The organism is Cytobacillus sp. Bva_UNVM-123 (assembly GCF_046351715.2).
Taxonomy (GTDB): domain Bacteria; phylum Bacillota; class Bacilli; order Bacillales; family Cytobacillaceae; genus Cytobacillus.
This window is the reverse complement of the sequence record NZ_CM177772.1, coordinates 3,152,491-3,171,863: the sequence shown is the minus strand read 5'-3', so window position 1 is coordinate 3,171,863 and position 19,373 is coordinate 3,152,491. Positions and strand designations below refer to the sequence as shown.

19 protein-coding genes and 1 riboswitch are annotated in these 19,373 nt (G+C 34.8%); of the genes, 18 read left to right on the top strand and 1 reads right to left on the bottom strand.

Going from position 1 to position 19,373, the window contains the following annotated elements:
• Positions 1 to 5 precede the first annotated feature (5 nt).
• The 8 genes from resB to KDN24_RS16270 all read left to right on the top strand — a co-directional run bounded on the left by resB (position 6) and on the right by KDN24_RS16270 (position 8,828).
• The gene (gene resB / locus KDN24_RS16305; protein ID WP_409970587.1) at positions 6 to 1,658 is read left to right on the top strand and encodes a cytochrome c biogenesis protein ResB; all 1,653 of its coding nucleotides are present in this window, start codon (positions 6 to 8) and stop codon (positions 1,656 to 1,658) included.
• A 28-nt stretch (positions 1,659 to 1,686) separates the two neighbouring features.
• Positions 1,687 to 2,871 (top strand): c-type cytochrome biogenesis protein CcsB, encoded by a 1,185-nt coding sequence (gene ccsB / locus KDN24_RS16300; protein ID WP_409970586.1) that lies wholly within the window; start codon positions 1,687 to 1,689, stop codon positions 2,869 to 2,871.
• Positions 2,872 to 3,070: 199 nt separating this feature from the next.
• Complete coding sequence (locus KDN24_RS16295; RefSeq protein WP_409970585.1) at positions 3,071 to 3,787, top strand: response regulator; 717 nt, start codon at positions 3,071 to 3,073, stop codon at positions 3,785 to 3,787.
• A complete protein-coding gene (locus KDN24_RS16290) occupies positions 3,784 to 5,565 on the top strand; it encodes an ATP-binding protein (protein WP_409970584.1) in 1,782 nt (593 codons plus the stop codon). The genes KDN24_RS16295 and KDN24_RS16290 overlap by 4 nt, the downstream gene beginning before the upstream one ends.
• Before the next feature lie 194 nt (positions 5,566 to 5,759).
• Entirely contained in the window at positions 5,760 to 6,299 is a 540-nt protein-coding gene (sigX, locus tag KDN24_RS16285) for an RNA polymerase sigma factor SigX (RefSeq protein ID WP_409970583.1), read from the top strand.
• Positions 6,286 to 7,521 (top strand): RsiX family anti-sigma factor, encoded by a 1,236-nt coding sequence (locus KDN24_RS16280; protein ID WP_409970582.1) that lies wholly within the window; start codon positions 6,286 to 6,288, stop codon positions 7,519 to 7,521. Before sigX ends, KDN24_RS16280 begins: the two co-directional genes overlap by 14 nt.
• Positions 7,522 to 7,693: 172 nt before the next feature.
• Positions 7,694 to 7,840, top strand: a complete 147-nt coding sequence (locus KDN24_RS16275; protein WP_409970581.1) for a hypothetical protein — start codon at positions 7,694 to 7,696, stop codon at positions 7,838 to 7,840.
• A gap of 67 nt (positions 7,841 to 7,907) precedes the next feature.
• A riboswitch (FMN riboswitch) is annotated at positions 7,908 to 8,080 on the top strand.
• Between the two features lie 163 nt (positions 8,081 to 8,243).
• The gene (locus KDN24_RS16270) at positions 8,244 to 8,828 is read left to right on the top strand and encodes an ECF transporter S component (RefSeq protein ID WP_409970580.1); all 585 of its coding nucleotides are present in this window, start codon (positions 8,244 to 8,246) and stop codon (positions 8,826 to 8,828) included.
• Positions 8,829 to 8,933: 105 nt separating this feature from the next.
• Here the strand turns inward: KDN24_RS16270 and KDN24_RS16265 are convergent, their stop codons facing one another.
• Positions 8,934 to 9,182 carry a ferredoxin gene (locus KDN24_RS16265; RefSeq protein WP_409970579.1) on the bottom strand — a complete coding sequence of 83 codons (249 nt, stop codon included), beginning with the start codon at positions 9,180 to 9,182 and terminating at the stop codon, positions 8,934 to 8,936.
• A 235-nt stretch (positions 9,183 to 9,417) separates the two neighbouring features.
• Here KDN24_RS16265 and KDN24_RS16260 point away from each other — a divergent pair, with 235 nt between their 5' ends.
• From KDN24_RS16260 to KDN24_RS16215, 10 genes are all read left to right on the top strand, one after another.
• Positions 9,418 to 10,485 carry a YpbB family protein gene (locus KDN24_RS16260; protein ID WP_409970578.1) on the top strand — a complete coding sequence of 356 codons (1,068 nt, stop codon included), beginning with the start codon at positions 9,418 to 9,420 and terminating at the stop codon, positions 10,483 to 10,485.
• Complete coding sequence (locus tag KDN24_RS16255) at positions 10,482 to 11,975, top strand: RecQ family ATP-dependent DNA helicase (RefSeq protein ID WP_409970577.1); 1,494 nt, start codon at positions 10,482 to 10,484, stop codon at positions 11,973 to 11,975. The genes KDN24_RS16260 and KDN24_RS16255 overlap by 4 nt, the downstream gene beginning before the upstream one ends.
• Positions 11,976 to 11,984: 9 nt before the next feature.
• Positions 11,985 to 12,584 (top strand): CPBP family intramembrane glutamic endopeptidase, encoded by a 600-nt coding sequence (locus tag KDN24_RS16250; RefSeq protein WP_409970576.1) that lies wholly within the window; start codon positions 11,985 to 11,987, stop codon positions 12,582 to 12,584.
• A complete protein-coding gene (locus KDN24_RS16245) occupies positions 12,577 to 13,284 on the top strand; it encodes a LysM peptidoglycan-binding domain-containing protein (RefSeq protein WP_409970575.1) in 708 nt (235 codons plus the stop codon). Before KDN24_RS16250 ends, KDN24_RS16245 begins: the two co-directional genes overlap by 8 nt.
• Before the next feature lie 117 nt (positions 13,285 to 13,401).
• Positions 13,402 to 13,860: a YpbF family protein gene (locus KDN24_RS16240; RefSeq protein ID WP_409970574.1), complete on the top strand. Its 459-nt coding sequence runs from the start codon at positions 13,402 to 13,404 to the stop codon at positions 13,858 to 13,860.
• 196 nt (positions 13,861 to 14,056) lie between these two features.
• On the top strand, positions 14,057 to 14,689 hold the full coding sequence (locus KDN24_RS16235) for a CBS domain-containing protein (RefSeq protein WP_409970573.1): 633 nt from the start codon (positions 14,057 to 14,059) through the stop codon (positions 14,687 to 14,689).
• 94 nt (positions 14,690 to 14,783) lie between these two features.
• Positions 14,784 to 16,138, top strand: a protein-coding gene (locus tag KDN24_RS16230; RefSeq protein WP_491348077.1) for an IS3 family transposase whose coding sequence is annotated in 2 segments (ribosomal slippage) — positions 14,784 to 15,237 and positions 15,237 to 16,138 — 1,356 coding nt in all. Because the reading frame shifts where the segments join, the coding sequence is not laid out codon by codon here.
• A 138-nt stretch (positions 16,139 to 16,276) separates the two neighbouring features.
• Positions 16,277 to 17,059, top strand: a complete 783-nt coding sequence (locus tag KDN24_RS16225) for a metallophosphoesterase (RefSeq protein WP_409971615.1) — start codon at positions 16,277 to 16,279, stop codon at positions 17,057 to 17,059.
• Between the two features lie 109 nt (positions 17,060 to 17,168).
• Complete coding sequence (locus tag KDN24_RS16220; RefSeq protein WP_409971616.1) at positions 17,169 to 17,747, top strand: genetic competence negative regulator; 579 nt, start codon at positions 17,169 to 17,171, stop codon at positions 17,745 to 17,747.
• 272 nt (positions 17,748 to 18,019) lie between these two features.
• A complete protein-coding gene (locus KDN24_RS16215; RefSeq protein ID WP_409971617.1) occupies positions 18,020 to 19,294 on the top strand; it encodes a Glu/Leu/Phe/Val family dehydrogenase in 1,275 nt (424 codons plus the stop codon).
• Positions 19,295 to 19,373: the final 79 nt, after the last annotated feature.

The following is a 19,373-nucleotide window of genomic DNA, read 5'->3' as shown; positions in this document are numbered from 1 at the left end:
TAAAAATGAAGGACGTAAAATGTGAATGCGGACATGTGAATCCGCTTGGAACGATACTTTGTGAAGCGTGTGGAAAGATTCTTGAGGAGCAGGAAAAAGAGAAAGCACTCGTTGATATGCGATATGAGGGAAGCGCTCGACGTTCTCAAACGTATAACAAAACGATTGTTGATAAGATTTGGAATTTTTTCTCGTCTGTTAAAGTTGGAGTTTGGCTAATTGTTATTACACTCATCGCATCTGCTTTAGGAACGTTATTGCCGCAAGAAATGTATATTCCTCCTGTTGTGCAGGCTTCTGAGTATTATAAGGAACAATACGGATGGTTTGGAAAAGTATATTACGAGCTTGGATTTCATAATTTATATAGTTCATGGTGGTATTTAGTTCTAATTGCTTCAATCGGTGTTTCCCTTGTTATATGTAGTCTTGATCGCGTCGTACCTCTCTATCGTGCTTTAAAAGCACAGCGAGTTACAAGGCATGAAGGGTTTTTAAAGAGACAGAGACTTTTTGGTGCAACAAAGGTTGAAAGCTTAGATGTCTCCTATTCTCAAGTGAAAGAGAATTTGAAAACAAAAAGATATCATATTCGTGAAGAGGATGGAAATATCCTTGCTGAAAAAGGCCGCTTTTCTAGATGGGGTCCATATGTAAACCATATCGGATTAATCATATTCTTGATTGGTGGTATGCTTCGATTTGTTCCAGGAATGTATATTGATAAAGTGCTTTGGCTCCGTGAAGGAGAAACGAAAGTGATTCCAGATACACAAGGGGAATATTATTTAAAAAATAATCAATTCATCCTTGAAGTGTATGATAAAGAGAAAGACAAAGAAGTATTTAGTGAGGCTCTCGATAAAGTCGGGATGGTTGCTAAAAATTTCCAGTCAAATGTTACCCTATACAAAAAGTCAGGAGAAACGATTGCTGGTGAAACGCCTGAACTTGAAAAGTTAAAGGATAAGGAGATTCGCGTTAACGACCCTTTAAAATTTGGTAGCTTTGCTATTTATCAAGTGGAATATAAGTTAGACGAGTTAAACAAAATGTCATTTACTCTTGCTAACAAAAAGTCAAACGCTGAATTCGGAAGTATAACGATAGATTTATTCGATCCGAAAGATCGATATGATCTTGGAAATGGATATTCTGTTGAAGTTGTTAGTTATTTTCCTGATTTTGAATTTGCTGAGGATGGGGAGCCGATTACGAAATCAAGAATACCTAATAACCCAGCATTTGTATTTAAAATGTTAACACCTGATAAACCAGATGGTGAAATTAGCTTTGTTGCCATTAGACAAACAATTGAACCATTTGGGGATAATGAATATAAAATGGCATTCACTGGAATAGAAACAAAAAATGTGTCTGGATTAACTGTCCGTAAAGATCTAACATTAGGGATCATCATATTGGGTGGTATTATTTTCATGATTGGTGTTGCACAAGGTTCTTATTGGAATCATAGACGTATTTGGATTCGTCGCGTCAATGATGAAGTTTGGGTTGCGGGTCATACGAATAAAAACTGGCATGGGTTAAAAAGAGAAATTGAAAGCATTTTGGATGGTACTGGCATAAATGAACCGGAAGACCAAGTACAAAAAGAAATAACTAGTAGTGAGCAATCACTAGATGAGAAAAGTTAATTTGAGCTAGACAAAAGGGGGACCATGAATGGTAAGCATAAGCGGGAATTTATTATATGCATCATTTTTTCTATATTTAGTTGCAACAGTCCTTTTTGCTGGTGCCATTAAAGACAAAAAAGCAAAAGAAAAAGAGAAAGGCCAAAATAAATGGGGAAAGTTAGCGATCTTTATAACTATTATTGGTTTTATCTCTCAACTGGGCTACTTCATTACACGCTGGATCGCTGCAGGTCATGCGCCAGTAAGTAATATGTTTGAATTTACGACTTTCTTTGGAATGTCACTCGTCGGGGCATTTATCATTATTTACTTTATGTATAAAACACCTATGCTTGGTGCGTTTACATTGCCTGTTGCAATCTTAATGATTGCCTATGCAAGTATGTTTCCACGCGAGATTTCGCCATTAATTCCGGCTCTACAAAGTGACTGGCTACATATTCATGTTACAACAGCAGCAGTCGGACAAGCGATATTAGCGATTAGTTTTATTGCAGGATTAATTTATTTAGTCAAAGTTATTGATCAATCAAAATTTAGTTTAAAGACATTTGGTTTAGAAGCAATTATGTTTGGATTAGTATGTACACTTGGTTTTGTTCTAATTTCTACAACATTTTCAATGATGGATTATAAAGCTGAATTTAACTGGATAGATAAAAATGATCAGCCTGCGAAAATTGAATACAATCTTCCTGCAATAACAGGTCCACATAAAGGTGAACTATTAACGGAAGGGAAATTTCAACCGCTTGTTGATATGCCTGCTTTAATTAATGCAAAAAAATTAAACACTAATATTTGGTCATTGTTAGTAGGTACGGCATTGTATTTATTACTTAGATTAATATTAAGAAAACGAATCGGAGCTGCCTTAAAACCGCTCGTAAAAAATATTAATCTTGATCTCGTAGATGAAATTGGTTATCGTTCTGTCTTAATTGGCTTTCCGGTGTTTACATTAGGAGCTTTAATATTTGCGATGATTTGGGCACAAATTGCTTGGACGAGGTTTTGGGGCTGGGATCCGAAAGAAGTATGGGCGCTTATTACGTTCCTCTTCTATGCTGCCTTCCTTCATTTGAGATTATCAAAAGGATGGCATGGGGAAAAATCAGCATGGTTAGCTGTACTTGGCTTTGTTATTATAATGTTTAACTTAGTTGCTGTGAACCTTGTTATTGCTGGCTTACACTCATACGCAGGATAATGAAACATACGCAAAGAATGTAAAAAATAGCCTTCACTTCACATTGGTGAAGGCTATTTTTAAAGAAAACGACATTTTTTTCATTGTTTAGAACAAAAAAACGGTATAATAAAGCAAGACAGAACTTTGCAAAAACATTTGTCTCATTAGGTGTTCAATTAATTGAACAGCCTCTATTAACTCAGGGGGGATTTATGCTATGGAAAAGGACGTTAGAATTTTAGTAGTTGATGATGAAGAAAGAATTCGACGTTTATTAAAGATGTATTTGGAGAGGGAAGACTACATAATTGATGAAGCAGAGGACGGGAATACGGCATTATCAAAAGCAGTTGCTAATGATTATGATATCATTCTTCTTGATCTTATGATGCCTGGAAAAGATGGTATTGAAGTATGTAGAGAATTAAGGGAAAAGAAAGCAACACCTGTTATCATGTTAACAGCTAAGGGGGAAGAGGTTAATAGGGTACAAGGCTTTGAAGTTGGTACGGATGACTATATCGTTAAGCCATTTAGTCCAAGAGAGGTTGTGCTCCGTGTTAAAGCGTTGCTAAGACGTTCTTCAAATACGACTTATATTCAAACTGAATCAGCAACAAAAGATATTATCGTCTTTCCGCATTTAACGATTGATCATGATGCCCATCGAGTAACAGCTGATGGAAAAGAAGTGAGCCTCACTCCAAAAGAATATGAATTACTTTACTTTTTAGCAAAATCACCAGATAAAGTATTTGATCGGGAACAACTGCTAAAAGAAGTATGGCACTATGAATTTTTCGGGGATTTGAGAACTGTTGACACACATGTTAAGCGCTTACGTGAAAAACTGAATAAAGTTTCTGAGCAAGCAGCAAAAATGATTGTGACAGTATGGGGTGTAGGTTACAAATTCGAGGTAATAAATGAGTGATGTTTTGGCGGAGTGTAGTTGGTAAGCTTTCGGTTACGATACTTTTACTTGTTTCCTTCGTATTGTTTATTTTAACGATCTTGCTTTTGGAGTTTTTTGAGAACTACCATGTGAAGGAATTAGAAAAGGGGCTAACCAATTCAGGACAGAAAATTGCTCGTATTTTTAATGAGCATGAGCGTGAAATTGGTTTGGAAATTTCTTGGGAATTAGTTGATGATGTAACAAATGTAGTCATTATTAATGGTCCAGATGAAATATACTATTCACCGAATCAAAATCATGCATTTCAATTGCCACTTTCTTTTATTCTTGAAGATGGGGATCTTAAAAAAGTTTTTACCGAAAATAAAACGGTTCAGAAGATTTCATCTGTTTCTAGCAATATTCAACTCAAAAATAATGAGTCTAAAATATTAATTATTGGTGTTCCGTTAGAAGAAACGAGTAGTAAAGACGGTGCTGTTTATATTTATCAATCATTAGAAGTTATTCAGGAAACAACTCGCACTACGACGAAATTCATCTTTCTTGCCGCTGGTGTTGCCATCATATTAACGACGTTTTTTGCCTTTTTCTTATCCACTCGAATTACTGCACCTTTGCGCAAAATGAGAGAGGCAGCATTTGAGGTGGCTCGGGGGAAATTCGATACGAAGATTCCGTTAACCTCCCAAGATGAAATTGGAGAGTTAGCTTTAGCGTTTAATCAAATGGGGAAACAGTTAAAGTTCAATATTAATGCACTCAGTCAAGAAAAGGAGCAGCTTGCTAGTATTTTAAGTGGAATGGCTGATGGTGTTATTACATTTAGTAAAGATGGGACAATCTTAATAACCAATCCTCCTGCAGAGCAGTTTTTACAAAATTGGTATTATGAACAAGACGAGGAAAACAAAAACCCTTCTGCTGTGCCTACGAAAGTAATGGAGCTCTTTGAAAAAGCGGTCAATACTGAAAAGGAACAAGTGGGTGAAATTTCAATTCAAGGTAGATTTTGGGTGATGATCGTTAGTCCACTTTATAATAACACTCATATTCGTGGTGCAGTTGCTGTCATTCGAGATATGACGGAGGAACGGAAGCTTGACAAGTTAAGACAAGATTTTATTGCAAATGTCTCACACGAATTGAGGACTCCGATTGCGATGATGCAAGGGTATAGTGAAGCAATTGTTGATGATATTGCCGGAACCGATGAGGAAAAGAAAGAAATGGCGAGTGTTATTTACGATGAATCACTAAGAATGGGTCGACTCGTTAATGAATTGCTTGATCTTGCCCGAATGGAAGCAGGTCATATTCAGTTAACAAAAGATGATATAGACGTAAATCCATTTCTTCAAAAGGTTGTACGTAAGTTTCAAGGATTAGCAAAGGAAAAAGACATTCAATTAAATCTGCAATTAAATGACCAAATGATGTTGCTTAAATTTGATCCAGATGGAATTGAACAAGTTTTAACGAACTTAATTGATAATGCTATTAGGCATACCCCGAATACTGGTAAGGTGACTGTTTCGGAATATAGTGATGAACGTGGATTATATATTGACGTAATCGATTCAGGTTCTGGAATTCCAGAAGAGGACTTGCCATTTGTGTTTGAACGATTTTATAAAGCAGATAAAGCGAGAACAAGAGGAAGGTCTGGGACAGGCCTAGGTTTAGCGATTGCAAAAAATATCATCAATGCACATAAAGGTAGAATTACCGTCCAAAGCAAAATAAGTCATGGAACAACATTTTCCATCTTTATTCCACGAAATATTGAATAATTTAGAAAATGCTGCCGATTGTTCTTGATTCACACGAAACATTCTTGCTCAAAAAAAGATATTAACGCACTTTGTACAGTGAAGGAAGGATTTTCAGAAAATCCTTCCTTTTTTACATAGTTAATACTATATTATAAGATGTAACTTTTAATTAATAATTAACGACTATAATTATTGAACGGGGAGGGGAATCGATGGACTCCGTTTTTGATGAAATATATCGAAAATATCATCAAGATGTTTTTCAATTTTTGTTTTATATGGTAAAAAACAAAGAGCATGCCGAAGATCTTGTTCAAGAAGTTTATATTCGAGTACTGAAATCGTATGAACGATTTGAGGGGAAAAGCAGCGAGAAAACGTGGCTTTTTTCGATTGCGCGAAATGTAGCAATTGATTCATTCAGAAAAGAAAAAGGCTGGAAACAAAAAATATTAGAGAAATTTGATTGGTCAACTGGGCAAGTAAAAGATGATTGCCCGATCCCTGAGGAAATTGCTGTTCAAAATGAAGAAATACAACTTATTTATAAATGTTTAGATCGGTGTACAGTGGACCAAAGAATGGTTATTATCATGAGATATATTCATGAGCTTTCCATTGTGGAAACAGCTGAAGCTTTACAGTGGACAGAGAGTAAAGTAAAAACAACACAGCATCGAGCATTAAAGGTGCTTAAGAAATATATGGAGGAAAATATAGGAAAGGAGGAGATGGATATTGAAGAAGCATAAGTGGAGCGATGAACAGCTTGAGGATTTATTAAGTCGGATGCCAAAAATTAATGATAATCGTAGTAAGGAAGAGATCTTTCAAAATATGACGATTAAATTAAATCGGCGCAAGCAACGTGTATGGCTCATGCCAACGGCAGCTACAGCGGCAGCTTTGCTTTTGTTTTTCATTCTTGCTCCTAACCTATTTAATTGGCAGCTATCAGAGGAAAAATCAATGGGGGACGCAGTGAGTCGCTCTGTGTCTGAACAAATGAAAGAGGAAAAAGCTGATAATAGCGAAGTAGCGATTGAAAGCACTGAAAAAGAAAAAAGTGCAGAAAGTTTTGATATAAGTAATTTTGATGAAAATGAGGATAAAATAAATTATAAATCTATTTCTACAGAAGATTTCTCAACTGCTATTTATGAGGAAGATTTGAATGGAATGGAAGTATTAACTTACGAAATTCCAGATAAAAATGCAGAAGCGATTGTCCCTGTCAGTATTCTTGTCGAGAAGCAAGAGAATAAATCAAAGTTCGAGCTTTTCGAAGAAAACATGGAAAATTTAAGAGAAGAAGAATGGGGGTTAAGTGAATATTATCCATTAAAGGCACAATTATCGTTAGATAAAGATAGTCGGATTTTAACTGTTGATGTCCCCGCAGTTAATGATTATGATGTTTCGCTTACAAATGAAAATTTCTTTAAAAAAATTCTGACAAACACTATGATTGAATATAATATTGACAAAATTTCTTTAATGACTGATGGCAAACCTGGAATTGATTTTGGACATAATGGTTTCCATACTGAATTTGTAGTAGATGAGAAGCCAGGAAATCATGCTTTTTATTTTTATTATCCTAATGAAACAAACAAAAAGCCATTTATTATTCCGTTTGGTGAGAAGATCAGTTCCATTACAGAGGCGCTAAAGGAAATGAAATATAATCGTGAAGTCGCGAATTTATATGCTTCCATTCCCTCTGAATTGAATTTTGAAGCGGTCGAAAATCCCGAGAAACAATTATTAACACTGACATTTTCCGAGGATTCCAATTTAAATAATGATGAGTCTACTGTTCATACAATAGAAGCGATTCTTCTTACAGCGAAGGAATTTAATTATCGTGCAGTTAAATTGGAAAACGTTCATATAGAAATGATTGGAAGATTTAATTTAAATGAAGAAATTAAAGTTCCGATTGCTGCGAATAAACAGCAGCTTCCATACTAATGATAGAGGAGATAAACCATTCGGTTTGTCTCCTTATTTATTGAAAGAGCTAAGCAAATATCAAGATTTTCAAATCTTTCGTACTAAAAAAAGGAAGGCGAACATAGGGTGAAATGATAAGCAGAAGTGACGTAGGCGCAAAAAGTAAGTTGAAATTAGGAGGAAGGATAAGATGGTAGATTACATAAGACGTTTATTAATTGCTTGTATTATGGGAGCATGTGTTAGTTTATTATTTCTTGGCGGAAAAATGGTACAAGCCGACTTGGACATTGAAAAAGAGATTAAAGATGAGCTCACTAACTATCGGAAAAGTTAAATAGTTAAATCCACTTTCTATTTTTACATTTCTTTAGTATAATAATAGCTGTATAAAATTATATACGGTCTATCTTCGGGGCAGGGTGAAATTCCCGACCGGCGGTGATGAGAATTAATCTCTAAGCCCGCGAGCCTATAAAAAGCGTTTGTGCTTTCCAATTTAGGGATGTGCATAGCTAAGGCAGGATTTGGTGCGATTCCAAAGCCGACAGTACAGTCTGGATGGGAGAAGATGGAGGTTCTGCAGACGTTCAAAAAATGCAGGTTTATTGAACGTTTATTTAGTGAGCCTTTGTAAAACTCCCTCAAGTGTGAAGCTTGGGGGTTTTCTTTTGCGAGGCAATAGCTGCTGAACCTTTCTTCTTTAGGAGAGATAGTCCTAACAAGGAGAGAGGAATAACATGAAAAAACTTTCAATTAAAGCTTTAGTGGCAATTGGAATGTTGAGCAGTATCTCTTATATTTTAATGCTGTTGAATTTTCCAATACCACCATTTCCACAATTTTTGATGATTGACTTTAGCGATATACCTGCATTAATCGCTGCGTTAATTTTTGGCCCATTAGCTGGCATATTAGTGGAATTAATTAAAAATATTTTGGATTATTTTATGACAGGAAGTGCGACTGGTGTTCCGGTTGGTCATATTGCTAATTTCGTTGCTGGTATTCTGTTTGTATTACCGACATATTTTATTTATAGCAAGATGAAATCAAAAAAAGGCATGACATTTGCATTGGTGATCGGTACGCTAATTATGGCGTTTACGATGAGTGTGTTAAATTACTTTATCATTTTACCAGCATATACATTCTTCTTGAATACGCCTTTAATGTCTGCACCAGAAATGCGCACGATGATTGTGACTGGAATTTTGCCGTTTAATATCATTAAAGGATTTATCATTGCAATCGTGTTTATGTTAATATTCTCACGAATGAGTATTTGGTTGAAAAAGCAAAGCTTGAATAGTAATGCTGTTTAATTATATATGAGAGTAAAAAAGCAACAGCCTGCACTGTTGCTTTTTTGATGAATAAAAATAAAATACTCCCACTAATAGGGAGTATTATTTGTAAATGTTATGAAACTATTCAAATTTAAGTGGGTCACCATCAAATGGGCCGTCAGCTACTTTAATGGAATCTGTTGGACAGCCTTCGAAAGCATCCATCATATCATCAATTAATACATCTGGAATTTCAACGATACCTTGGTTATCATCTAGAGTAACGAATGCAATGCCTTCGTCATCATAATCATAAATGTCTGGTGCTGATGCGCCGCACGCCCCACATGCGATGCAAGTTTCCTTGTCAACAATTGTATACTTTGCCATGAAAAAACCTCCCAAATTATTAAACAAAATATTCTTAATGTCTTGCAATTCGAAAGTGAAAACACTTTCTTCACCTCTATTGTAAAACTGAATGGTCAACTTTTCAATAGGAAAAGTATTGAGAATGCTTATCATAGCTACGTCGAGCGATTTCGACAAATGTTCGATTTTTTCGAACTGTATTATTTTATTCATGATAAAATGAAGGTAAATGATTTTCGGATGTGAAAGTAGAATGAACAATAAAAATATCTTTTTTATTGAACAGTTAATTTTATATTGTTTACATAAGCTTGATAAGCAGCGAACAATTTTTTCCATCCTTCATCTTTTTAATGGAAAAAAAACTTCACAGACGATTCAAGATGCACACTTATTTCAACTAACAAATCTTTTTGGTGTATTTCCAAGTATCACCCGTTCTGATTTAGAAAGCTTTATTGCAAAATTAGAAAGAGAAAATCTCATTGACCAAATATTTGAGCAAAAATATCAATTAACAGAAGCTGGGAATGAGCATGTAAAATTTTTTGTGAACGAAAATTTATTGCCGCAATATTTAGATGGATGGAAATTTCATCATAGCGCAAATTTGTTTTGGGAGAGGTTAACTCTTGCTGTGCAAGTTATTTCTCATTTAAGCTATCGAGATACAAAATACATACCTATTCAAAGAAAAAGGGAATACCATTATTGGCTTAAAGGTTATTTATCTCATACATGTCTAAATCGAGACGAACTAAGTAAAAGATTATTTCTTGAGATCGTACATTGTTTTGAAGCAAATCAAGATTTAAATCCTTCGATTTTAGTGTCAAGACTAACAGGATTTCAGAGGATTGGGCTAACAGCTGAACAGTCCGCTCGTTTACATAATATGGATCTTTATTTATACGACATCCAGTTTCAAAACATTCTACACTATATGATCAGTTTTCTGAATGAGCGGAAAAGTGAATTTCCATTATTATTTTTACTGATTGCGGATCTAGTCGCTTCAGCCCCTTTAACCGAATCGACAAGAAAAACGTATTCACTATTAAAAAAACAGTATCAGATCGAAGAAATTGCTCAAATCCGAGGGCTGAAGAAAAGTACAATTGAAGATCATATCGTTGAACTAGCTTTAAATGTTATGGAATTCGATATTTCTCCATTTATTAGTGAAGAGCTGCGTAAGTTAATTGCAGCTGCTTTCGAAAATATTAAATCGAAACAATTAAAGCAAATTAGAAAACTAGTTCCAGAAGCAGATTATTTTCAAATTCGACTCGTATTAGCTCAGGCTGGTGAAAAAATATGACACTAGAAAAACAATTAAAGCGATTTTTTAACTATGAAGCTTTTAGAATTGGTCAAAAGGAAGTGATCTCTTCAGTTTTAGGAGGAAATCATACAATTGCCATGCTGCCTACTGGGACTGGCAAATCCCTATGTTATCAATTGCCTGGTTTTTTACTCGATGGACAAGTTGTCATTATTTCACCACTACTATCGTTAATGCAAGATCAAGCAGAACAGTTGATGATGAATGGCGAAAAAAGTGTAGTCGCATTTAATTCCTTTTTATCACAGAAAGAGAAATCCACAGCAATTCGTCGATTACATCAATATAAATTTATTTTCTTTTCCCCTGAAATGTTAAAGTTGGATTACGTTGTGAACAAGCTACAAAAACTTAACATTTCCTTATTTGTTATTGATGAAGCTCATTGTATTTCTCAATGGGGCTATGATTTTCGGCCAGATTATTTAAAACTCGGTGAAATTAGGGAGAAATTAGGGAATCCAGTTACACTTGCGTTAACAGCAACGGCAACAAAAGAGATAAAGGATGATATTATTTCAACGTTAGCATTCGATCATTGGAATGAATTTATTAATTCCGTTAATCGTCCGAATATCGCTCTTACTGTTGAAACAATGGATTCTTATCAAGAGAAAATAGACAGACTTGTAGAATTGGTTAACCGTTTGGCTGGTCCGGGGATTATTTATTTTAATAGCAAAAAGCTTAGTGAACAAATAGCAGCTTTATTAAAAGACCGAGGCGTTGAAAATGTAATGCCTTATCATGGCGGAATGGAGCAAGAAAATAGAATATTAATTCAGCAACAATTTATTCATGGACAGCTACAAGTTATTTGTGCAACGAGTGCGTTTGGAATGGGGATTAATAAAGAAAATGTTCGCTATGTCATCCATTTTCATATGCCTTTGCAAATGGAAGCTTATTTACAGGAAATCGGACGGGCAGGAAGGGATGGAAAAAGGAGTATTGCGGTTCTTTTATATTCACCAGGTGATGAACAGCTTGCTCATCAGCTGACTGAAGGGGAGATTCCAAGTCCTGAGCAACTTGACTGGTTAATCGAAGTAATAAAGGATCACCCCCATTTAACTAATAAACTAGCTGCTTTTGAAAGTGAACTGAGAAAAGCTACTGGTTTTACAGAAGTTCAATGGAGAATGGTGGCAGATTTTCTGCAAGTAGAAAATGGGCTGCATTTAGAAGAGGCGATTAAAAAATATAAGACTTATAGCAGTGAACGCCTTCAAATAAAGCGAAAAAAGATTTATGATATGTTTAAATGGACGCAAGAGAAAGACTGTCGAAGAAAAAAAATCTTGAAGTATTTTGACGAAGATATGAAAATAGAAAAAGAAGGATACTGCTGTGATCAATGTGGAGTTGAACTGAGCCATTTTTATGCGAATTCAACTCATAAAGAAGCTGAGAGGCGTACATATGACTGGAAAAAACATTTAGCAGAGATTCTTTTAAGTAAGTGAGCGGATAAAATGAATGATAAGTATAATGGATTAATAAAAGAACTTTCGGACAAAGAGCTTTTGTTTCATTTATATTTAACGCAAATAATCCTCCTTGTGATTTCAAGTATTTTAGGGTTTATTTTGTTTAATCGTTTTGAGGACTTTTTCAAATTGTTTAGATGGAATGACATTGATATTTTATTAATCGGTGGAACAGCTGGTCTTATCGTTGTTTTGCTTGATGTCGTCTTAATGAAATTGTTACCCCCTTCTTTCTATGATGATGGAGGGCTGAATGAAAGGATTTTTCGCAATCGAAGTATAATCCATACCGGTTTTATTGCCGCGATCGTTGCTTTTTGTGAAGAAATATTATTTCGTGGCATCATCCAAACCCATGCTGGTCTTCTGATTTCAAGTATCATTTTTGCTGTTGTCCATTATCGATACTTGTTTAATTGGTTTTTATTTTTAAATATAATCGTATTAAGCTTTTTTATCGGTGTTGTGTTCTATATGACGGAGAATTTGGTTGTAACGATATTTATGCATTTTGTAATTGATTTTTTACTCGGTATTATCATTAAATACCGTAATAATAGACAGGAAGGGATGTTCCATGAATAGAGAAGATCCTTATAGAGATCAAGCTGAAAGACTAAGAAAAAAAATCGATAAAGCGCCAGAATTAGGTGATAATAAAATCCAAAAAGAAGAATTACCGCCAAGAAGTAGACATCATCAAGAAAGAAGAAAGAAAAATAAGTGGAAACTAAAGCATCCAGTCATTAGTTTGCTTGCTTTGTTTTTTATTTTATTGCCGATCACGATATTTAGCATGTATAAGTATTGGGAATTAGAAAAAATTAAAAATGCGGAAAAAGCGGCCACGTCAGGAAATAGTTTTGAAATGGTTGGCTTTGAGAATCAAGAAGAAAGCAAAGGAACGTCCATTGAAGAACAAGAATTAGAGAAGGATTCCAATTCTCCTGATGCAAACAAGAGTGAGAAAGAAGATTCTGAGGCTTCGATACATGAAACACCGGTAGTTGACAGTTCTACTAATCAAGATGGTTTAATATCTGATAAAGATAAAGATAAAGATAAAGATGATGATAAACCTGAGGAGAAACCCGAGCAGAAAAAGCCAGAAGATGAAAAAGCAGATCAGGTTGTATATCATACTGTAAAACCAAAAGAAACAATGTATCGAATTGCCATGAACTACTATAAATCACCATCAGGTATTGAAATCATAAAGAAAGCGAATAATTTAAAAAATGAGAATATACAAGCAGGCCAAGTTCTTGTCATTCCGAACAAATAAAGTTTACCTCCCCTTTATTCATAAATTGATGTACAAGCTCATACGATTATGGATAAGGGGAGGCTATAAGATACTGTTCACTTCTCCTTATCGAATGTGAAAATGGAGGGGTGAAATATGGAATTATCAATTAAAATGCTTGATAATCGTACGGACGAGGCGACGAAGCAAATGCTGCAAAAAGTTGTTGAACGAAAGAGGAAATTTGATAAATTAAAGCTTCGTCATTTAATCGTCATGTGGATGACAATCTTTATTGCCTTTTTCTATTTTGTTTATTTGTATTATACTTTGTTCTCTCCTTATTCCTATTCGTTTGCTGCGATGTTTTCTATATTTGTTCATAAATCTTCCAATTTATATTTACTAGTAATAGTTGTTGGATTATATGGGTTGATGAATATGTTAAAAACGAAAAAAGATAAAGCAGAAAAAGAATTTCACGCACTTCGATGTGAAATTATTGATAAAAGTAAAGATCTTTGGAAAAAAGAAGAGGAGTGGAAGAATCGCCATACTGTCTTTGAAATCATGAAGGCAAATTATGATATTAATTTATACCATGAAAACAAGTAGTACTCATAAATAGAATATCTAGTTAATCATACGTAATCTATACATTCGTTCAAAATCTTTACTCTTGTAATGTGCACATCTTTCAATTAAATGCAATTTCATTCTATAATGAAATTTTTTTATTTAAAAGGGAATTTAATAATTCTCGTTGAATTATTAACAATGTAAGAGTATCCAATACTTCGAGGTGATAATGATGTTTGTAAAAAGTGTTATGATTCCTAAATATTCTTGCTATACAATTAACCATGATCAATCTGTAAAGGAAGCTATTGAAAAATTAGAAGAACATAAAATTGATGGCTTGCCAGTTCTTGATGGGGATAACTATATTGGAATTGTTACGAGATATGCAATTTATGAAAGCTATTTTTCCATTGGAAAAGGGAAAGATGATTATTTACAAAACACAAAGGTGAAGGAAATTGCTAAGCAAAAAGATGAGTATTTAATGGGCAATGAAATATTTGAAAAAACCTTGCTTAGTTTGAAAAATACACCTTTGTTCGCGGTTCTCGATGAAAATAAAAAGTTTTTGGGCATAGTAACTCGTTTCGACGTGCTGCTTCAATTCCAATCAGCTTTTGGGATGAATCGATCCGGAGTGAGAATCGCCTTCACAACTTCTGAGGCAGAAGGAAGAATTGCTCGATTATCAGAAATTGCACAAAATTTCCATGAACAAATTATTTCTCTTGTTACATTTGATGAGACTGACAAATTGATCCGTAGGATCGTGATTAAAGTCGAAAAGAATGAGAATATCAGCAAGTTTATAGAAAAGCTTGAGGATTCAGGTTTCAGAATTCTTGATGTGCATGAGGATTAAATAATAACTCTTAGAAAAACCCTTTTAATCAAATATGTTTGAACTGCACCCCAATTGTTAGACACCATCTAACAATTGGAGGTGCAGTTTTTCTATGGCTAAATTTACTGCAGAAGATAAATTACAAGCAGTTGAGCGATATTTAAATGGAAATGAGAGTTCAAATGAAATAGCGAAATCGTTCGGGACTGATCATAAAGCTATCCTTAAATGGGTCAAACAATACGAATACAATGGTGTTGAAGCCTTTATTAAACCTTGTACAAATTACACACAACAGTATAAACTAGACGTACTAAATTACATGATTGAACATGGTACGTCCTTAAATGAAACAGCAGCGATTTTTAAGATCCCTGCCCCTTCAACCATTGTTGTTTGGAGAAATCTATTTGAAACACAAGGATTAGATGCCCTTCAATCAAAGAAAAAGGGGCGTCCATCCATGAAAAAGGAATCCAATCAACAACCTAAACCAGCACCGGTCAAAGGGTCTACCGAAGCACTTGAAGCACGTATTAAACAGCTAGAAATGGAAAATGAGTATTTAAAAAAGTTGAATGCCTTAGTTCAAAACAAGGGAAAATCACCAAACAAGACAAAGCACAAGTAGTCTATGAATTAAGGCATAAATATTCGGTGAAAGCACTTGTAAAACTCGCTGGCATTCCACGTAGCACGTATTATGATTTAGTGAAGCGAATGAATCAACCAGACCCAGATGCCGATTTGAAAGTGGAAATCAAAGCGATTTATGAAGAACATGAAGGTCGTTATGGGTACCGTCGTATTCGTGATGAGCTAGCGAATCGTGGACAAAAAGTAAATCATAAGAAGGTTCAACGTATCATGAAAGAGTTAGGTTTAAAGTGTTTAGTGCGTATGAAAAAATATAAATCATACAAAGGTACAGTTGGTAAAATTGCGCCTAATATTTTAGACCGTAATTTTACCGCAAATGTCCCAAATGAAAAGTGGGTAACAGACATTACGGAATTTAAATTATTCGGCGAGAAACTCTATTTATCTCCTATTTTAGACTTATTTAATAGAGAAATTATTACTTATACAATTGGCTCTAGACCAACGTATTCACTTGTATCAGATATGTTGGTGAAAGCTTTAGAGCGCTTACCAGAGGATCATCAGCTACTAATGCATTCAGATCAAGGCTGGCATTATCAAATGAATCAATACCGGCATGCGCTTAAGTCCAGGGGCATTGTGCAAAGCATGTCTCGTAAAGGCAACTGTTACGACAACTCGGTAATAGAGAATTTCTTTGGTATTATGAAGTCGGAATTCCTCTACTTAAAGGAATTTGAAAGTGTAGAACATTTTAAATTAGAATTAGAAAAATATATCAATTACTATAATACGAAACGAATAAAGGCAAAATTAAAAATGAGTCCGGTGCAATACCGAACTCATTTTACTCAAGCTGCCTGATGAAATAACCGTGTCTAACTTTTAGGGGTCACTTCAGTTTAAAGGGGTTTTTCGTTTCATTTATATGTATGATATTATTTCTATAGATTATAAGATTATGATTGTTTAGAAAATGTAATGGTTTATGTAGGAGGAACTATGTGGTATGTCATAACAATCGCCTTATTAGCTGGAGTTGGACTTATTTTATTTATGCTAAAAGAGGCATTTGCAAATAGGGTCATTCAAAATGAAGTTTTTTTTCATGATTTCCCAGAAAGTTTTGGCGAGATAAAAATATTCTTTATCTCAGATATTCATAAAAGAGTGATATCCGAAGATCTTATTCAGAAAGTGTTGGATATGAAGCCAGATATCGTTATTATTGGCGGGGATTTAATGGAAAAAAGAGTGCCCTTTGAAAGGGTAAAAAACAATATTGATACATTGAAAAAGCTTGGCCCTGTTTATTTCGTATGGGGAAATAATGATTATGAAGTTGATTTTCGAAAATTAGATGCAATGCTACTCCATCTTGGAGTTAAGATTCTCGATAATACCGCTGTTTCATTTGAATCGATTGAAGGTGATCGTCTAATCCTAATAGGAGTAGACGATATAAATCAAAAACGGGATGATCTCGAATTAGCATTACAAGACATTGAAACAGATGGATTTAAAATCCTAATTAGCCATAATCCGAATATCGTATCCAAAATAAAAAAAGAACACAATATTCACCTTGTATTAAGTGGACATACTCATGGGGGGCAAATTCATATACTTGGGTACAGTCCTTATAAAAAAGGAACAATAAAAAAGTTAAAGCAAACAACATTACTAATTAGTAATGGTTATGGAACAACGGCACTGCCATTTCGTCTCGGTGCAAAAGCAGAAACGCACATTATTAAAATTAAGAATTCTTCCCACTTCAACTAATTGGAATATTGGAAATAAGCGTAGCGGGTAAAATAAATGTACGACTCACCATCTTATGCTTATTTCATACACTATTCATAAGAGTTGGTTTTTGGCAGGGGGCATTCGCATGCACTTAGAACGTTTAAATTATAATAAAATCAAAATATTTTTATCATTAGATGACTTGTATGAACGAGGATTAACGAAAGATGATATTTGGAAGGATTCTATGAAATGGCAACAGCTTTTTCATGAAATGCTTGAAGAGGCAAATGAAGAATTCGGGTTTGAAATTCAAGGTCCAGTTGCGGTAGAAATCTTTTCAATGCAGGCTCAAGGTATGATTATGATTGTTACGATGGAAGACGAGAATGAAGAGGACATACTTCAGGATGGTTTTATTGAGATGCAGGTAATAATGGATCGCAGTGAGGAAATTATTTTTGAATTTAATGAATTTGAAAATGTAGTCCAATTAGCTAAGCGCTTAGCGTTAATGAATTTAATGAGCGGAAGTCTTTTTGCTTATAAGGACCAGTATTATATTCACTTTATAAACCAAAACCCGCAAGAATTAAGCAAGCTTGTTGCTATCCTCGCTGAATACGGAAATCCATCCATGTTGAGTTATCATGTTTTGCAAGAATATGGTAAAGAAATTATTGGAAATCATGCTGTTGAAAAGATCGTCCATTATTTTTCATAAGTGATAAAGGCAATTTAATTGAAATAAATTCAAAATGGGGTAAAGTCTAACTTTACCCTAAATTACTTTATGGAGAATTAATTTACAGGAAAATAGTGTATTTTTTTAAGTTGTATATTATATGAAAATAATGATCAGGATTTGATTGGGAACGTTTACATAAAATTATCAAAAAATACGCTTTTCATCTTGCATAAATTAAACAAAGGTGTATACTATGTCATGAAAGCGGACAACAAATGAATGAGATTTTTAGGGGGTTTGGTTTACGAATGGTAGCCAATAATAGTACTGAAACAAATAATGAAGACAAACTGGATGTTTTAAAGTCAACCCAAACTGTTATTCATAAAGCGTTGGAGAAACTAGGGTATTCAGACGAAATGTTTGAGCTTCTCAAAGAGCCGATTCGCATGATGACAGTGAAGATTCCAATCCGGATGGACGATGGAACAGTGAAGGTTTTTACTGGCTACCGGGCTCAGCATAATGATGCAGTGGGACCAACTAAAGGTGGAATTCGCTTCCATCCTAGTGTAACGGAAAAAGAAGTTAAAGCACTTTCGATTTGGATGAGCTTAAAATGCGGAATTGTTGATCTTCCATATGGTGGAGGAAAAGGTGGAATCATTTGCGATCCTCGAAATATGTCATTCCGTGAACTAGAGGCATTAAGCCGTGGGTATGTTCGTGCAATTAGTCAAATTGTAGGACCAACGAAAGATATTCCTGCGCCAGATGTATTTACAAACTCGCAAATTATGGCGTGGATGATGGATGAGTACAGTAGAATGGATGAGTTTAACTCTCCTGGCTTTATTACTGGAAAGCCATTAGTATTAGGAGGTTCTCATGGAAGGGAATCTGCAACAGCTAAAGGGGTAACAATTTGTATTAGAGAAGCTGCGAAAAAGCGTGGAATAGAGTTAGAAGGTGCTCGTGTTGTTGTTCAAGGTTTTGGAAATGCTGGAAGCTTCTTGTCGAAGTTCCTTCATGACGCTGGCGCAAAAGTAATCGGTATTTCCGATGCCTACGGAGCTTTGCATGACCCGAATGGTCTTGATATTGACTATTTACTTGACCGCCGTGATAGTTTTGGTACTGTTACAAACTTATTTAATGATACGATTACGAATAAAGAGCTGTTGGAATTAGAGTGTGATATTTTAGTTCCAGCTGCCATCGAAAATCAAATTACAGATGAAAATGCTCACAATATTAAAGCGAAAATTGTTGTTGAAGCGGCAAATGGTCCAACAACTTTAGAAGCAACACAAATATTAACGGAACGTGGAATTTTACTCGTTCCTGACGTATTAGCTTCTGCTGGTGGAGTAACTGTATCTTATTTTGAATGGGTTCAAAATAATCAAGGTTATTATTGGTCTGAAGAAGAAGTTGATGAGAAACTCGAAAAAATTCTTGTTGATTCTTTCAAAAACATTTACGACACAGCTCAATCTCGTCGCGTAGATATGCGTCTTGCAGCCTATATGGTCGGTGTTCGAAAAATGGCTGAGGCTTCAAGATTCCGCGGTTGGGTTTAAGGTCTTCATTTGAATATTTTCGAAAAATCTCCTATCCTATTGATAGGAGATTTTTTAAGCTGAGGCATTCGTCGAAAGG

Coding starts and splice junctions, on each gene's coding strand:
- KDN24_RS16255 (WP_409970577.1), top strand. CDS start 10,482: ATGACACTAGAAAAACAATTAAAGCGATTTTTTAACTATGAAGCTTTT.
- KDN24_RS16260 (WP_409970578.1), top strand. CDS start 9,418: ATGAACAATAAAAATATCTTTTTTATTGAACAGTTAATTTTATATTGT.
- KDN24_RS16275 (WP_409970581.1), top strand. CDS start 7,694: ATGGTAGATTACATAAGACGTTTATTAATTGCTTGTATTATGGGAGCA.
- KDN24_RS16235 (WP_409970573.1), top strand. CDS start 14,057: ATGTTTGTAAAAAGTGTTATGATTCCTAAATATTCTTGCTATACAATT.
- KDN24_RS16240 (WP_409970574.1), top strand. CDS start 13,402: ATGGAATTATCAATTAAAATGCTTGATAATCGTACGGACGAGGCGACG.
- KDN24_RS16215 (WP_409971617.1), top strand. CDS start 18,020: ATGGTAGCCAATAATAGTACTGAAACAAATAATGAAGACAAACTGGAT.
- KDN24_RS16245 (WP_409970575.1), top strand. CDS start 12,577: ATGAATAGAGAAGATCCTTATAGAGATCAAGCTGAAAGACTAAGAAAA.
- KDN24_RS16225 (WP_409971615.1), top strand. CDS start 16,277: ATGTGGTATGTCATAACAATCGCCTTATTAGCTGGAGTTGGACTTATT.
- KDN24_RS16250 (WP_409970576.1), top strand. CDS start 11,985: ATGAATGATAAGTATAATGGATTAATAAAAGAACTTTCGGACAAAGAG.
- resB (WP_409970587.1), top strand. CDS start 6: ATGAAGGACGTAAAATGTGAATGCGGACATGTGAATCCGCTTGGAACG.
- KDN24_RS16265 (WP_409970579.1), bottom strand. CDS start 9,182: ATGGCAAAGTATACAATTGTTGACAAGGAAACTTGCATCGCATGTGGG.
- KDN24_RS16295 (WP_409970585.1), top strand. CDS start 3,071: ATGGAAAAGGACGTTAGAATTTTAGTAGTTGATGATGAAGAAAGAATT.
- KDN24_RS16220 (WP_409971616.1), top strand. CDS start 17,169: ATGCACTTAGAACGTTTAAATTATAATAAAATCAAAATATTTTTATCA.
- sigX (WP_409970583.1), top strand. CDS start 5,760: ATGGACTCCGTTTTTGATGAAATATATCGAAAATATCATCAAGATGTT.
- KDN24_RS16270 (WP_409970580.1), top strand. CDS start 8,244: ATGAAAAAACTTTCAATTAAAGCTTTAGTGGCAATTGGAATGTTGAGC.
- ccsB (WP_409970586.1), top strand. CDS start 1,687: ATGGTAAGCATAAGCGGGAATTTATTATATGCATCATTTTTTCTATAT.